This window comes from Amycolatopsis sp. NBC_00345, assembly GCF_036116635.1.
Classification (GTDB): Bacteria; Actinomycetota; Actinomycetes; order Mycobacteriales; family Pseudonocardiaceae; genus Amycolatopsis.
On record NZ_CP107995.1, the window covers coordinates 2,065,026 to 2,080,588 of the forward strand.

At 70.9% G+C, this 15,563-nt stretch carries 12 protein-coding genes; 6 read left to right on the top strand and 6 right to left on the bottom strand.

The window, feature by feature from the left end:
- The first annotated feature begins 188 nt into the window (after nt 1-188).
- Complete coding sequence (locus OG943_RS09160) at nt 189-2,489, top strand: protein kinase domain-containing protein (protein ID WP_328609275.1); 2,301 nt, start codon at nt 189-191, stop codon at nt 2,487-2,489.
- A 12-nt stretch (nt 2,490-2,501) separates the two neighbouring features.
- Here OG943_RS09160 and OG943_RS09165 read toward each other — a convergent pair whose 3' ends face one another.
- Complete coding sequence (locus OG943_RS09165; RefSeq protein WP_328609276.1) at nt 2,502-4,496, bottom strand: ABC1 kinase family protein; 1,995 nt, start codon at nt 4,494-4,496, stop codon at nt 2,502-2,504.
- A gap of 346 nt (nt 4,497-4,842) precedes the next feature.
- Between OG943_RS09165 and OG943_RS09170 the strand changes: the two genes are divergently transcribed.
- Nucleotides 4,843-5,223 carry a hypothetical protein gene (locus OG943_RS09170; RefSeq protein WP_328609277.1) on the top strand — a complete coding sequence of 127 codons (381 nt, stop codon included), beginning with the start codon at nt 4,843-4,845 and terminating at the stop codon, nt 5,221-5,223.
- A 22-nt stretch (nt 5,224-5,245) separates the two neighbouring features.
- On the opposite strand, the gene OG943_RS09175 is transcribed toward OG943_RS09170, so the two are convergent.
- Nucleotides 5,246-5,677, bottom strand: a complete 432-nt coding sequence (locus tag OG943_RS09175) for a carboxymuconolactone decarboxylase family protein (protein ID WP_328609278.1) — start codon at nt 5,675-5,677, stop codon at nt 5,246-5,248.
- A 483-nt stretch (nt 5,678-6,160) separates the two neighbouring features.
- On the opposite strand from OG943_RS09175, the gene OG943_RS09180 reads away from it, so the two are divergent.
- Entirely contained in the window at nt 6,161-8,221 is a 2,061-nt protein-coding gene (locus OG943_RS09180) for a KedN5 family methylcobalamin-dependent radical SAM C-methyltransferase (protein WP_328609279.1), read from the top strand.
- Nucleotides 8,222-8,290: 69 nt separating this feature from the next.
- Here OG943_RS09180 and OG943_RS09185 read toward each other — a convergent pair whose 3' ends face one another.
- Nucleotides 8,291-9,241, bottom strand: coding sequence for an aromatase/cyclase (locus OG943_RS09185; RefSeq protein ID WP_328609280.1), 951 nt, complete (start codon nt 9,239-9,241; stop codon nt 8,291-8,293).
- Between the two features lie 179 nt (nt 9,242-9,420).
- Here OG943_RS09185 and OG943_RS09190 point away from each other — a divergent pair, with 179 nt between their 5' ends.
- Nucleotides 9,421-9,864 carry a nuclear transport factor 2 family protein gene (locus tag OG943_RS09190; RefSeq protein WP_328609281.1) on the top strand — a complete coding sequence of 148 codons (444 nt, stop codon included), beginning with the start codon at nt 9,421-9,423 and terminating at the stop codon, nt 9,862-9,864.
- Between the two features lie 45 nt (nt 9,865-9,909).
- Here the strand turns inward: OG943_RS09190 and OG943_RS09195 are convergent, their stop codons facing one another.
- Nucleotides 9,910-11,502 carry an FAD-dependent oxidoreductase gene (locus tag OG943_RS09195; protein WP_328609282.1) on the bottom strand — a complete coding sequence of 531 codons (1,593 nt, stop codon included), beginning with the start codon at nt 11,500-11,502 and terminating at the stop codon, nt 9,910-9,912.
- 182 nt (nt 11,503-11,684) lie between these two features.
- Here OG943_RS09195 and OG943_RS09200 point away from each other — a divergent pair, with 182 nt between their 5' ends.
- Entirely contained in the window at nt 11,685-13,274 is a 1,590-nt protein-coding gene (locus OG943_RS09200) for a class I adenylate-forming enzyme family protein (RefSeq protein WP_328609283.1), read from the top strand.
- 47 nt (nt 13,275-13,321) lie between these two features.
- Entirely contained in the window at nt 13,322-13,618 is a 297-nt protein-coding gene (locus tag OG943_RS09205; RefSeq protein WP_328609284.1) for an antibiotic biosynthesis monooxygenase family protein, read from the top strand.
- A 367-nt stretch (nt 13,619-13,985) separates the two neighbouring features.
- On the opposite strand, the gene OG943_RS09210 is transcribed toward OG943_RS09205, so the two are convergent.
- Together OG943_RS09210 and OG943_RS09215 are read right to left on the bottom strand one after the other, a co-directional pair.
- Nucleotides 13,986-15,110, bottom strand: coding sequence for an HNH endonuclease signature motif containing protein (locus OG943_RS09210; RefSeq protein WP_328609285.1), 1,125 nt, complete (start codon nt 15,108-15,110; stop codon nt 13,986-13,988).
- Nucleotides 15,111-15,305: 195 nt separating this feature from the next.
- Nucleotides 15,306-15,563, bottom strand: coding sequence for an acyl carrier protein (locus tag OG943_RS09215; protein ID WP_328609286.1), 258 nt, complete (start codon nt 15,561-15,563; stop codon nt 15,306-15,308).

Genomic DNA, 15,563 nt, shown 5'->3' on the forward strand with positions numbered 1-15,563 from the left:
CTGCCTGTGACGGCGGCGCAGGTCGCTTGCCGCGGCTCGGCCGGCCGGGCTCGGCGCGGCTTTTCTTCCGAAGCCCCGGCGCAAGTGTGACAATTGTGGATAGGATGCCACATCCGGGCGGCGGAGCCGGTGGATCCGGGTCGGCTGCCCTCCGCGAGGCGAGGGCACAGCGAGGGGAAGCGGCGGGGATGAGCGACACCTGGCGTGTGCCCGGGTACACCGAGGTGGACGTGCTCGGCACCGGCGGTTTCGGGCAGGTCGTGCTGGCCAAGCACGAGGCCTCGGGGAAGATGGCCGCGATCAAGTACCTGCGCGCGGAGTTCCTCGCCGACGCGCGGATCGCGGACGGGCTCCGGCAGGAGGCGTGGCTGCTGTCCGGCGTGCGGAGCCCGCACGTGGTCCGGCTCTTCGACTTCGTCGAGACGCCGCAGGGGGCCGCGCTGGTCATGGAGGCGGTGCCCGGCGTGTCGCTGCGCGCGCTGCTGGCGGCGGAGAACGTCCTGGCGCCCGAGGCGGCGCTGACGATCCTGAAAGGCTCGCTGCTCGGCCTCGCCGACGCGCACGCGGTCGGCGTGGTCCACCGGGACTACAAGCCGGGGAACGTGCTGGTGTCGCGGGAGGGCGCGTCGAAGCTGGTCGACTTCGGACTGGCCACTTTGGACGGCCACAACGGACTGACCGCCGGTTCCCCGTCCTACATGGCGCCGGAGCAGTGGGCGGGCCGGCCCGGCCTGCCCGCGACCGACGTGTACGCGGCCACGTGCGTGTTCTACCAGTGCGTCACCGGGCACCGGCCGTTCGAGGCGGACACGAGCGAGCAGCTGCGCGCCATGCACGGGGGAGCGCCGGTGCCGCTGGAAGCGGTGCCCGAGGCGCTGCGCCCGCTGATCGCGCGGGGCATGGCGAAGGACCCGGCGTGGCGGCCGGCGACGGCGGACGCCTTCGTGACCGAGCTGGAAGCCGTGGCCCGCAAGGCTTACGGGAAGAACTGGGAGAAGCGCGGCTGGAAGCGGCTGGCCGCCTCGGCCGCGGCGCTGACGGCGCTGACCCCGTTGGCGCTCCTGACGGCCGCCGGCACGGCCGCCGCACCGGTCGCGGCGGCCGGCGCCGGGACCGGCGTGGCGGCGGGCACCGCGCCAGGCGTGGCGGCGGGCACCGGGGCGGGGGTCGCCACGAGCACCGGGGCCGGGGTGACCGCGACGGTGGCGGGCAAGATCGCCATCGCGGTCGCGATCGTCGGCGGGCTGGTCGCCGGCGGGCTGGTGGTCTTCCAGCGCGGGGACGACCCGCCCGCCCCGCCGCCCCCGCCGCTGTCGGTGGCCATGCAGACCCTGTCCGGCCGGGACCAGGCGCTGCCGATCAGCTACGAGCTCCAGTACCCGCAGGTGTCCGGCGGCCCGGACGCCGCGCTCCGGCAACGGATCAACGACGCGTTGCGCGCGCCGATCGACAAGCGGCTGAAGGCGGTGCGGGACGGGATCGCCGACCCGGACATCGTCGAGCGGATCCGGCAGGAGGACGGAACGGCCGCGCTGCACTCGTCCGCGCGGATCCTGCTGCGGACGCCGAGCGTGCTTTCCGTGCGGTACAACCATGATCTCGACTCGGACGTGCTGGGCCACACCACGTGGCGGTTCCCCGAAGCGTTCTCCGTCGACCTCACCACGGGAAAGGTGCTGGGCCCCCAGGACATGTTCCGGCCCGAGATCCTGACGGCCGCCGGCATGCGGACGCTGACCCAGCGCCTGACGCCTTACACGGGCGATTTCTGCACCGTGCCCACGGTCGAGGGGTATCCGACGCGGCAGGTCAGCATGGACGCCGCGGAGCTGCCCGGGGGCGGTGACCACGTGCCGGCCTCGACGTTCGGGTTCACCGAGACCGGGGCGGAGTTCGAGATCCTCTGGTACGTGCTCGGCTGCGCCAGTGCGGCCGGGAGCGAGAGCGTGGTGCTGCCGTACGCCGGACTCGAAGACCTGCTGCTGCCGAAGTTCCTGACGATGCTGGGCAAGACGGCGCCGTCCGCTTCTTCGACAGCACCATCGACGCCGGGACAGTCCGGTGACGGGGCCACGTACACGAACTCCCGCTTCGGGTTCACCACGCAGGTGCCGCCGGGCTACACCGCGTCGGCGTGGACCCCGGAGAACGGCGCGGGGATGACGTACAGCGATGACGGTATCGGCGCGATGCTCTACGTGTGGGGAACCAACTCGGCCGGCCGGCCGGCGGACAAGCTGGCCCAGCTGGTCACCTCGCTGGAAGGGAACGGCGGCCGGGTGACCTTCAAGTCCGCCGACAGTGACGGCTACACGGTTTCCGGCTACCAGGGCGACGGCAAGATCTACTACGAGCACGAGTCCGTCGGAGCCGGTTCGGCGGCCGGGCTGCGCTGGGTCTACCCGGCCGCCCGGAAGACGGACCTGGACAAGCTCGTCACCGACACGGTGCGGGCCTTCAAGCCCGGTGATCTCTCCCGGCCGCACTGACCGGCCACCGCGCTACTCCGTCGGTCCCCGGAAGAAGACCCGGACCAGGACCCGCAGGCCGAGCACGAAACCGATGAACAGGAACGTGTAGCCCAGGAGCGGGTACAGCCGCACCGTCGACGTGAGCGCCGGACCGGCGTCACTGGTCAGCAGCATGATCGCGCTGACGCTCGCGGCGGCGGCCAGGATGGTCAGCATCACCTGCTGCACGAGGCCGGTGATGAACGCGCGGTCGCGGCGGTCGGCGAGCGCGCGCACCTGGATGGTGAACCGGCCCTGCTCCAGGTCCTCGGTGATCTTGTTGATGCGGTGCGGAAGCCGCTGCATGATCGGCAGCAGGTTGGCGAGCTGGCTCTCCAGCGTCTGGCGGATCTCGGCCGGCGCGGTCACCGCCTTCATCAGCTCGCCGGCCTGCTCGCGGGCCATGCCGAGCAGGTCGGAACCGGGGGACAGCAGCGTGACGGTCCCCTCGACCGCGGCCATCGCGCGGAACGCGGCGGCGACCTGCGCCGGCACGGCGAAGCGGTGCGCGAGAATGAGTTTGAACAGCGCGTTGAACACCCCCATGGTGCCCTGGGTGCCGAGGCCACCGCGGAAGCGGACCATCAGCTCGCCGATGGACCGCTCCAGCGCCCGCTGGTCGATGTCGTCCGGCCGGCCGAGCAGTTCGACCAGCGCTCCGGTCGCGGCCAGCGGGTCGTCGTGGTCGATGGCGAACAGCAGCAAGCCGAGCGCGGTCCGCGCCGGCCGGTCGAGCCGGCCGACCGAGCCGAAGTCGAGCAGGCCGACGGTCCGGTCAGGACGGATCAGCAGGTTGCCCGGATGCAGGTCGGCGTGGAAGATCCCGGTCACCACGATCTGGTGCAGGACCGAGCCGAGGACCAGGGTGGCCAGCTCGTGCCGCTGCTCGGCGGTGAACCCGGCCAGCAGGCCGGCCGCCGCCGTCAGCGGGGTGCCGTCCAGCCGCTCCATGACGAGCAGGGTCGGCGCGGACAGGTCCGCGAAGGTCTGCGGGACGGTGATGCGCTCGTTCCCGGTGAGGGCGGCCGCGACCGCGCGGGTGTTGTCCAGCTCGACGGTGTAGTCGAGTTCCTCGCGCAGTGAGCCGGCGAATCCTTCGGCGAGGCCGAGGATCCCGATGGACCGGCCCCACTGCGTCACGCGGTCCAGCCGCCGGGACAGCTGCAGGATGATGTCCAGGTCCGCGGTGATCTGGCGGCGCGCGGCCGGCCGCTGCACCTTGAGCACCACCTCCCGGCCGTCGTGCAGCCGCGCCAGGTGCACCTGGCCGACCGAGGCCGCCGCCAGCGGCTCGGGCTCGACGCTGGTGAACACCTCGTCGATCGGCCGGCCCAGCGCGGCGGCGATCGCGGGCTCGATGTCCGACCACGGGGCCGGCTGCGCCTGCGCCTGGAGTTTCGAGAGCTCGTCGATGAACGCGGCGGACAGCAGGTCACGCCGGGTGGACAGCATCTGGCCGAGCTTGACGAACGCGACTCCGGCCCCCTCCAGCGCCTTGCGCAGCGCCACTGCCGTCGCCGGCCCCGCCTGGCCGTTGGACCGGCCGAACCGCGCGCCGGCCCGCACGAACCGGCCGAGGCCGTGCCGGGCGGCGATACCGACGATGACGGTGTAGCGACGGGCCCGCCGGCGCTGCCGCCGCCACCGGCCGAGCAGCTCGATCGGATGGGGGACGCTGCCGGTCGGCAGGATCATTTCCACGATCACCAGCGCGGCGAGGCCGAGCACGAACATCCAGGCCACCGACAGCGTGGCGATCAGCATGCCGACGAGCGGATCGACGGCCAGCCGGCCGTCGACGATCAGGCCGGCCCGGACGGCCACGTAGCCCAGCAGCGACGAGTCGATGCCGATCGAGGCGATGCCGAACACGATGGCGCGGAACCAGCCGACGGGTGCGCCGAGGATCCGGCGGGCCAGTCCGGCGAGCAGGAAGACGAACACCACCGTCAGCACCGTGGTGATCACGCCGAACACGACCTGCATCAGCTCTCCCCCGGTAACGCCGGTCCCGTGCCCGGCGGTGTGATCAGCCTGCCTTGCCGCGCTGATTGCAGCACAGCCGGCTACGACTGGCTGCGACCGCCGCGACCACGCAGCGGTGACCGGCCGGTGCCCGCGATCGCCGCCGGCACGAACAGCGCGCGGTGCCGCACGGGCGGTGCCGCACCGGGATGAGTGGCTTTTTCGTTACTGGCAAACGATTCCGCCGGGCCGGAACGCCGGGTAACGGATCGGGACCCATCGGGCCGCGGCCGCCGTTTCCTGTTGCATCCCGGGCGGGTCCGCCGACTGGGGGGTACGGGAACACCGGCTACACGGAGGCGACGACATGAACAGGATGAGCTGGGCGGTACCGGCACTGGTGCTCGCGGCGGCAGGACTCGCCGGGTGCGGCACCGCCGTGCCCGGGCTCGCGGCGCCTGCGTCGCAACCGGCGGCCGGGCAGGAGATCGCGCCGACGACCGTGACGGCGCCCGCCCCGGTGACGGTGACCGCGCCGCCTCCGCCGGTCGTGGTGGTCCAGCCGCAGACGACCGTGATCCGGCCGCCGCCGGCCGCCCCGGCTTCGACCCCGTGCCAACGGCTGCTGGCCGACGGCTACTCGTACAGCGACGCCTACAGCGCATGGGCGAAAGCGGGCTACCCGCTGAGCTGGGACGCGGACCGGGACGGCTATCCCTGCGAGCAGTCCTACGGAAACAGGAACTGAGAGCGCCCGGCCGGGTTTCCGCTCAGGGGCACGTGTGTGCGGCGGGGACTCCCGGATGCGGAGGTGCCGCGGCCGCGATGTCGAGGGCGTGAAGGACCGCGCTGCGGCCCGCGCCGAGCCGGACCGCGTTGGCGAGGTGCAGCCGTACGCCGGGCAGGTAGCGGTGGGCCGGGGTGGCGTCGGCGGCCATGGACATCAGTTCCTTGACCCGGCCCCGCACCGCGCCGGTGCGCCAGGGCACGGCGGTGTAGGCGAAGAACGCTTCGTAGGCTTCGGGGGACAGGCGCAGCAACGCGTCGAGGAATCCGGGGACTTCGCGCTCGAAGTCGTTCCAGTAAGGGTCGTCGCCTTGCATGCGTGAGCGTAGCGCCGCGCGATCCGCGTCGAGCGGCTGGTCGAGCGCCGTCTCGCCGCGTTCGCGCAGGATGCCGGCGACGCGACGGGAACCTTCCATGAGGGTGTGCACGCCACGCCGGCGTCGAGGGCGCCGCGGATTGCCCGGTCGATGCCGTCCCAGTCGAGGGCCGACACCGCGGCGTTGACGGCGAGGGTGATCAGCGCGGCGGCGGACGGGTCGAGGCCGGCCGGGGCGCTTCCGGCAGCTGCGCCCGGAGCGCCCGTTTGCTGATCTTCGTGGCGGACATCGGCCACCGCCCCGGCTCGACGAACCGCACCGCGCGGGGGATCTTGAACCGGGCGATCCCGCCCTGACCGGCGGCCCGCGGGGAGTCAGCGTCCGCATGGTGTCCACAGCGCAACACATCCGACGGACCGTTCCTCGAGCGAGACAGTCGCCCGGCGGGGTGCTCGCTCAAGTCCCCAGGCGCTGTCCTCAAGTGGCTTCTGAGTGGTCTTCGTCGGCGCGGTGCGAGCGTGACCCAGGTCCCGGCCAGGTGGAACCGGCCGCGCTCGCCGACGCGAAGGAGTGCTCGTCAGCATGGCCATTGAACTGCCGATAACGCCGGTGCCCGCCCGCCACGAGAAGCACGAGAAGCACGAGGAGCCCGTGCCGCGCGTCCGGCGCGCTCCTGCCAGCCCGGGGCCGGGCGACGCGCGCCGGCCGGTCTACCTGGTCCAGCAGGGGGTCTGGAACATGTCGCTGGAGTCGATGCCGCTGGCCGCGGGGTACCTCAAATCGGTCGCGCTGGCCGACGACGAGCTGCGGGCGGCGTTCGACATCGAGATCGTCAACTACCGCGGCGGGCTCACCCGGACCCAGATGGCCAACGAGCTCTACGGCCGCCCGCTGCCGGACGTGCTGGCGTTTTCCGTGCTGGGCTGGAACTTCGAGACCTTCGGCGCGCTGGCCCAGACCTACAAGCAGTTGTACCCGGACGGCTGGGTGATCTTCGGCGGCACGCACGTGGCCAACCAGGCCGAGCGGGTGTTCCGGTTGTACCCGGAGGTCGACGTCGTGGTCAACGGGGAGGGCGAGCTGATCTTCCGCGACCTGCTGCGCGCTCGCCGGGCCGGGGTGCCGAAGGGGGAACTCGACCGGATCACCGGGATCTCCTTCCAGACCGCGACCGGGGAAGTGCGCACCACCGCGGACCGCGAGCGGATCGACGACCTGGACGTCATCCCGTCGCCCGTGCTGACCGGCGCGATCGACTTGACCGACGACGAAGGCCGGTTCCGTTACGACGTCGCGCTGATCGAAACCAACCGCGGCTGCCCGTACAAGTGCTCGTTCTGCTACTGGGGCGGCGCGACCGGGCAGCGGATGCGCGCGTTCTCCCGGGCGCGGCTTCGCCAGGAACTCGAGGTGTACGCCAAGCACAAGGTGCACACCATCGTCGCGTGCGACTCGAACTTCGGCCTGCTGCCGATCGACGAGGAGTTCGTCGACGACCTGATCGAGATCCGCGAGCAGTACGGCTACCCGCGGGCGCTCGAGACGTCGTGGGCGAAGAACAAGTCGAAGACGTTCTTCTCCATCGTGCGCAAGATGAAACAGGCCGGCATGCGCAGTTCGTTCACCCTCGCGCTGCAGACGCTTTCCGGCGACGCGCTGGCGACGATGAACCGCAAGAACATGAAGGTGAACGCCTGGGAGGACCTGGCGGAGTGGCTCGAGCAGGAGGGCCTGGACTGCTACGCCGAACTGATCTGGGGCGCGCCGGGGGAGACCGTCGAATCCTTCATGACGGGATACGACAAGCTCGCCCGGCACGTGTCGCGGATCGCGGTGTACCCGTTGCTGTTGCTGCCCAACACCGAGTACGCGGACAAGAAGGACGGGTACGGGATCATCTCGGTCCGCGGCGACAACGACGACTTCGAATACGTGCTCGCGCACGACACGATGACCTTCGCCGAGAACCAGGAGATGGCGCGGTTCATGTTCTGGGCCCGGGTGGTCGCGGAGAACGCCGTCCTGCGCTACATCTGGATCGGCCTGCGCGAGTTCGCCGACGTCACCCAGTCGCAGGTGCTGCGCGACCTCGACCGCTGGGTCTCGGGCTGCGACGACGAGGCGGCCGTGGTGCTGAAGGAGATCGCGATCCGCTCCATCGGCGGCAGTGACGTGCTGGGCGAGGCGATCGGCTACCTCTACGGCTACCCGCAGGCGAAACGGCTGCTCCGGAAATGGTGGGACGAGAACATCCTGCCGCGGGCGAAGCCGGAGGCGGCGGGCGTGCTGGACGCGTTCTTCGGCTACGACCTGCTGACCCAGCCGATCTATCACCCGGACGACGCCGAAGGGCCGGCCGAGGACCTGCCGGTCGTGCGGGTGCGCGGGGAGGAGTACTTCCTCCGCCGCGACGTGCGGCTGGACTACGACGTCCCGGCGATCCACGCGGCGCTGCGGGCCGGGGAGGAGCCTCCGCTGGAACCCCGGCCGGTCACCCTCGACCTCTATTACCGCACCGGCGCGGACGCGGTGGCCGCTTCGACCAACCACGAGGTGATCGTGCACTTCATGGGGATGACCCGGGACGAGGTGCTCCGTTCCGCGGCCGCGTCGGGCACCGACGAGCTGCCGGCGGCGGGCTGAACGCGGTTTGCAGACAACAGAAATCGGGGCGGGTGCCGCGGCACCCGCCCCGATCTTCCTTTCAGAGCATCAGAAACCGGCGCGAGTCTCCGCGTACTCCTTGGCCAGCCGGAGATTGCCGAGGCTGTTCGTGCCCAGCACCCGGCGCAGGTAGTTCCGCGCCCCCTGGACGGTGGTGCCCTCGCCGAGCAGGTGCGTCCGGTCCGGGATGATCGTGGCGGTGTGCCGCGCGCGCGACTCCACGCCCTCGGGCGTCCGCACGAACTCCCAGTGCCCGGTGTGCGCCGCCAGCATCGGCGGGGTCTTGATCTGCTTGTACACGATCTTGTGGTGCGGCAGGCAGATCCGGACCGAACGCGTGGTGTGCGCGGCCCCGTCCCCGGAGACGGTGTCCATGTCGAAGAACTGGATGCCGGGCGCCGGCTCCTCGAGCGTCAGCGCCTTGACGTGCGGGATCCGCTCCGGCCACTTGTCGGCCTCGTAGAGGTACTGGTAGGCGTCCTCGATCGCCCCCGCGATGAAGAGCGGATCCACGAACGAGATGATGCTCTGGGACAGTTCCTCGCGGTTCTCCGCGGCGTACCGCAACGTTTCGAGATAGACCCCGCTGCCGCGGCTCATGGCCTCCAGCCGGCCCGCAGCCAGCGCGTCGTCCTCCTTCAGGAGCGCGAACTCGTGGTGCATGTGGACGAGCGTGCTGTCGTCTTCCCGGGGCTCGAACGTGAATCCGCCGCCCATCATGGCGAACGGCGCCGCGACCGGCTCGTGGCGGAACACGATCCGGGCGCCGTCGTCCTCGCTCCAGCGGCGGGCCCGCCACGTCCGGACGGTGTGGTCGTCCACCAGCGACCAGTGCTGGATCAGCTCGCTCTCGGCGGTGCGCTCGAGGTATTCGGCGTGGATCGCGGCCGGGTGCAGCTGGGGCCAGCTCTCGACGTCGAGCACGAGTTCGCGCACGACGTCGATCGGGGCGTGGATGAGGAGCTTCTCCTCCGTGGTGTGCTTGGTCGATGTCGACACCGGTCGTCCTTTCTGTGCCAACGCATGGCTGCCTCGGACCCACTGTGTCCACCCGCGCTTGAAGGTGGCTCCAACCCGGGTTGACGACGCCGTTCCACAGCCGTTCCAGTGCCCTTCGACTCGGTCCGGGCACGCTGGGCGCCGAGAATCCTCGTGAGATCAGGGAAACGGAGAGCATCGTGACCGCACAGCTGACCCAGCCGGGGGAAACCGCGTCCGGCAGCCTCTACGTGGAGGTGCAGCAGTTCTACGCCCGGCACATGCAGCTGCTGGACTCCGGCCAGGCGCGGGAGTGGGCGCAGACCTTCGCCGAGGACGGCACGTTCGACGCGCCGACCATGCCGGAGCCGATCCGCGGGCGGGCGGCCCTCGCCGCGGGAGTGGCGAAGGCGGTGGAGGAACGGGCGGCCGCGGGGGAGACCCAGCGGCACTGGCACGGCATGGTCGATGTCCAGACCCGGGACGACGGGGCCCTTGACGTCCGGTGCTACGCGCTGGTCTTCAGCACGTTCAAGGGACAGGAACCGCGGCTGCACCGGGTGTGCGTGTGCACGGACGTCCTGGTGCGCGTCGACGGCCGGTTGCTGGTGTCGGCGCGCAAGGTGACCCGCGACGATCTCTGACGCCGGGCTCGCGGCGGCGCCGGCCGGTCCGGCGCCGCCGCGGGGTCACGCCCGCGCGAGCAGGTGGGCGCCGGTCAGCAGATCCTCCGGCGATGCCGTGGATGTGGTGCTGGCCGCCAGGTATCCGTCCGGCCGGATCAGCGCGAACCCGCCGCCGGCCAGCCCGAACGACCGGGCGAGCGCGTCGCCGGGATCGGGCAGGTCCGCCCCGCCGGCCCGGCGGACCGCGACCGCGCCGCCGTAGTGCTTCTCGACGCGGATCAGCTCGTCCTCGTCGGCCGCGCCGAAGGCGAGCAGTGTCCATCGTGGATCGGTCAGGCCCTCGCAGAGCGCGGTCCAGCCCGCGGACGCCTGTGCGGTCTCCGCGGAGCAGCCGACCCGGTCGCCGGGCGCGAACCCGCCGGCGGACGGGGCCGGTCCCGGCGCGGTCAGCGGGCTCGCCGCGTAGTTCTGGGCGAGGCCGGACATGCCGCGCAGGATCTTGCGCTCAGCGCGTTTCTTCGCCGGGGTCAGCCGGTTGAGCACGCCGAGGCCGATCGGCAGCAGCACCGGGGCGAGCACGTTGCGCAGCGCGATGAGCGCGGTCGCCGTCTTCGTCGAACCGAGCAGGAGCTGCCCGACCGGGACGCGCTCGGCTTCGTAGCTGTCCAGCAGTTCCTCGGCGGCGTTCCCGCGCAGCACGTCCGCGAGCTTCCAGCCGAGGTTGACCGCGTCCTGCACGCAGGTGTTCATCCCCTGGCCGGAGGCCGGGCTGTGCACGTGGGCCGCGTCGCCGACCACGAAGCACCGGCCGACCCGCATCTGCTCGATCATCCGCTGCTGGATGGTGAACACCGAGATCCAGGTCGGTTCCGCGACCTGCACCTTCCGCCGCAGCGCGAAGGAGATCTTCTGCTGTAGCCGGGCCCGCACGACCTCCGGCTCGTCGGAGGTCGTGGCGTCCGCGGTGTCCAGCAGCCGCCACTTCCCCGGCTCCGGGAACGGGACGAGCAGGATGGTGCCCCGGCCGGTGTGCATCCAGTGCAGGCTGTCCCGGGGCAGGTCCACGTCGAGGTGCGCGTCGGCGATCAGCCACTTCTCCGTGGAGTCGCCGAGCAGGCGCAGGCCGAGCCGCTTGCGGACGGTGCTGTGCGCCCCGTCCGCGCCGACCAGCCACGGCACCCGGCAGGTCTCCTCCCGGCCGTCCGCGTGCCGGAGCTTCGCCACCACCTCGGCGCCGGTGTCCTCGAACCCCGCCAGCGTCACCGACCATTCGACGGCCACGCCGTGGGTGGCGAGCTTGTCCCGCAGCACCTGCTCGGTCAGCACCTGGTCGATCTGCAGGGTGAACGGGAACCGGGTGGGCAGCTCGGAGTAGTCGGTGCCGAACCGGATCAGCCGCCGTCCGCGCAGGTGCATGGAGAAGTTCGCGACCCGGTGGCCCCGGGCGAGGATCTCGTCCAGCACGCCCATCTGGTGGTAGGTCTCCAGGGTGCGCGCGTGGGTGGCCGTGGCGCGGCTGGTGACCGCGGGCGCGGCGGCCTGGTCGACGACGCGGACGCGCAGGCCGCGCCGGGCGAGCTCGTGGGCCGCGGTGAGCCCGGCCGGCCCCCCGCCGACCACGAGGACGTCGGTCGGGTCGTTTCTCGTGCCACTCATCGGTCTCCTCCAGGCGCGGTGCGAGCGGGTCGCTCGAGCGTGCCGGTGCCGACTCGATGGGCGGCCGAAGCCGGGTGGAGGGCGCGCCCGGCGGGGCGGCGGGTTTCGACCGGACCTGGATCCGCCGCCGAGCCCGGTCCCCGAGCCTCACCGGAGTCGCTCAGCACAGGAGGCAGCCGATCATGACGTCCGACACCGGCACCGCGGTCAGCGCGCTTTCCGGTCCGCCGCTGGAGGTGCTCGGCGACCTGCTGCACGGCCCGCGCATCGACCACCTGCTCACCCGCGCGGCCGCCGCGGCCGGGGAACGGGAGGCGTTGCGCACTCCGGAATCGGCGATCAGCTATGCCGAACTCGACGCGGACACCGACGCCCTCGCGGCCGCCCTGCGGCAGCGGCTGGGCCGATCCGGCGTGACGGTGGCGATGGCGATGGAGCTGTCGCCGGCGTACGCGCTCGGGTTCTTCGGGATCACCAGGTCGGGTAACACCGCGGCGCTGGTCAACCCGCTGCTGCCGCCGGACCGGCTGGCGCACGTGCTGCGGCTGTCCGGCGCGGAGGCCGCGATCCTGCCCGCGGCCGCGTACCGCCGGATCGAGCCACTGCTCGGCACGCTCCCGGCGCTGCGCCTCATCGTGACCACCCAGGAGGAGGCCGGGCTGCCCAGCTTGGCGGAGCTGGTGCGCGAGGGCCGGGGACGGCCGCTTCCCGAGTCCACTATGGACATCGAAGCGGTGGCGTGCCTGCAGTTCACCAGCGGGACCACCGGCCCGGCGAAGGCGGTCCGCCTCACCCACCGGAACCTGCTGGTCAATGCCGCGCAGACCGCCTACGGCCACCGGCTCGACGCCACTTCGGTGCTGTTCAACCACTTGCCGGCGTTCCACATCATGCACCTGACGATCGGCACCGCGGTGGCCGCGACGCACGTGCTGTGCGCCGAGCCCGACGTGGCCGAGGCGGTGCGGGCCGCGGCGCGCGCGGGTGCGACGCACTTCTACAGTCTTCCCGCGAGGTTCGCCAAGCTGGCCGGCGACCCGGCGCTGTCCTCGCTGCGGATCCCGTCGCTGCGGGCGATGCTCTCCGGGGGTTCGGCGCTGTCGCCGTCGGCCGCCGAAGTCCTTTCCGGACAGTTCGGCGTGCCGGTGGCGCAGGGGTTCGGGATGGCCGAGACCTCGCCGATCACCCATCTCGCCGACCTGCGCGAAGGCGCCGTCGTGCCCCGCGGTTCGGCGGGCGTCCCGGTGCCCGGTGCGCAGGCGCGGATCGTCGACCTGGAAACCGGCGTGGTCGTGCCGATGGGGGAGACCGGGGAGCTCCAGCTGCGCGGGCCGCAGCTGATGAAGGGGTACCTCGGCCGGGAACCCGGCGAGGACCTGACCGCGGACGGCTGGCTGCCGACCGGGGACGTCGCCCGGTTCGCCGCCTCCGGTGACCTGTTCATCGTCGACCGGATCAAGGACTTGTTCAAGCGGGACAACGAGATCGTGTCCCCGGCGCTGGTCGAAGCGGTGCTGCGCGGGCATCCGGCGGTGGCCGACTGCGTGGTCTTCGACCATCCGCACCCGCTCAGCGGCGCGGTGGCGCACGCGCTGGTGGTCGCCCGCGGCCCGGCCGTCGAAGCCGAGCTGGCCGCGTTCGTCAACGCCCGGGTGGCCGGGCACGAACGGATCGAGCACCTGGAATTCGTCCCCGCGATCCCCCGGTCGCCGACCGGCAAGGTCCGGCGGGGCGAACTGCGCGAGCAGTACGCCTCCGCGGAGAAACCTTGACCCAGCAAGTCATCCGTACTTGATACCGTCCACTAGGGAGAGAGAACATGTTCACCTTCATCAACCGTTTCACGGTGTCCGGCGACCCCGTCGAGTTCGAGCAGGTGCTCGCCCGCCTGCACGGATTCATGAAGGCCCAGCCGGGTTACGGTTCGCACCAGCTGTACCGGTCGAAGAAGGATCCCCAGATCTACGTGGAGATCGCGCACTGGGACGACCCGGACGCGCACCGGACCGCCGTGTCCTCGCCCGGATTCGCCGAACGGATCGGTGAGCTGCGGCAGCTGACCACGGCCGATCCCGCGCCGTTCGCCGCGGTGGAGTTGGCGGAGGTGCCGGCCTGAACTGGACCCGGACCCGCTCCGGCCCGGCCCGGTGGCTGGTGGCTCTGGCTGGTTTGCGCCACATGGAGTTCTTCTCAGTGGGCTGGGTGGGGTGTGTGTTGTCGTGGGGTGAGGTGTGGGGCCGCTGGTAGGGCTGGGTTTGTGAAGACCGAGTCTTGGAGTCCAGGGGCCCTACGTGGTTTCCTGTGGTGCCACGTTTGATGTGGCGCGCGAGTGAGCCTTGTTCGTCGCCGGGACGCGGCGTGTCGAACGTCGGCATCGGGGCACTCGTATCGGCAGGCAGTGCTGGTGCTGCGGTGGTTCCGCGACGCCACCCCCGTCCATGGCCTCGCCGCCAAACCCCGGGCCTGCTCGCTACATGTCGGGGTCAGGCGGCTGCTTCGTGCCCGGCCTCGCCCGCGGCGTCTCTCGCCCGGCTTTCGTGCAGTGGTGGTGGTGTTGTCGTGTACACCCGCCCGGTCGGTGTGGTGATGGTGCCCTCGCCGCCGGGTGCTGTGGTGTAGGTCCAGTCTGGTTCGTCTTTGAGGCGGTGGTGTCGTCGGCAGCGTGGGCCGAGGTTGTCTTCGGCGGTGTGGCCGCCTTGCGCGAAGTCGCGGGTGTGGTCGATGTCGCTGTACTGCGAGGGACGATGACAGCCGGGGTGCTGGCACACCCGGTCCCGTGCTTGCACGAGGTCGGCGAGGGCGGCTGGTGGCCGGTAGCGGGTGCGGCCGACGCTGAGGACCTGTCCGGTGTCGGGTTCGGTGATGATCCGCCGCCACACCGAGTTCGAGTCTGCGGCGAGTGTCCGCGCCAGCCACGCCGGAACCGTGCCACAACCCGACAACTCGGCGGGATCCTCGTTCAACCCGGCCAGCGTCAAAAGGTCCACATACAGGTAGACAACGGGCTTGACGCCACTGTCACCCGGCGCCCGGTTCAGCAGCCGATCGACCAGGACATCCGCACGCAGTTGATCCAAAGTCCGGACCTCACCGCCGCGGCGGAGCTTCCGTGCTTGGTGGTCGAGGGTGGTGTAGATCGCCGATGCTTGTTCGACGGGCAGATCGCACAGCAGGGTGGACATGGTCTCGTCCTGGTGAATCAGGCAGATGTTACGGTCGCGCCGTCGCGCCCGGGATCTTCGCTCGTATCCTTCGGCATCCACTTTCTGCACTACCCGATTCACCGCGGCCCGTAACGATGATGGATTCTTCCCCGCCAGCCGGGTCGCGATAATCGTGTCGACTTGACGGGCCATTTCGTCGGACAGGGCGATCGTCGGCTCGAATACCATTCGCGCTTTAAATGCGTCGATCTCCCCGCGCTGGAATGCCGCGAACGTCTCCGGTAACCGGGTTGTCAATGCTTGCGCCAACGCGACATCGGCCCCAGCGCGTCGCTCTGTCACCGACAGCTCTAACGCCAGCTCCGCCGTCACCGACCGGGCAGACCCGCCCGTCGCCGCGAACAATGCGACATCAGCAGCCTGCTCGGCCTCCAGCTGCGCCACCCGGATAGCCCGTTCATGAATCCGAGACAACAAATCGGAAGAAGAATCCCCATAACAGCTCACCCCATAATGTTACCGACGCCACCCACCAAAAACGTCACCAAATCGAGTGAACAAAACATCTCCATATAGCGACCGCCACGACAAAAACGCTCGGCCAGAACAATCCCGGCCGAGCGTTTTCCCCAACCCAGCTCAGACTTTCTGCCGCATCGCCTCGTCGATCGCCCGGAGCAGGTCGCCGGGGGTGGCCACCTCGCCGACGACGTCGTCCGGGAGGGCTTTGCCAATGCGCTGCTCGATCCGGCCGACCGTGTTGAACAACGCGAGCGAGTCGTAGCCCAGTTCGTCGAACGCGACGCCGGCGATGTCGCCGCCGAGGTCGACGCCCTCGTCCGCGCCCGCGCACTCCACGAGCACTTCCACCAGGTCTTTCAGGGTGAATTCGGTCAT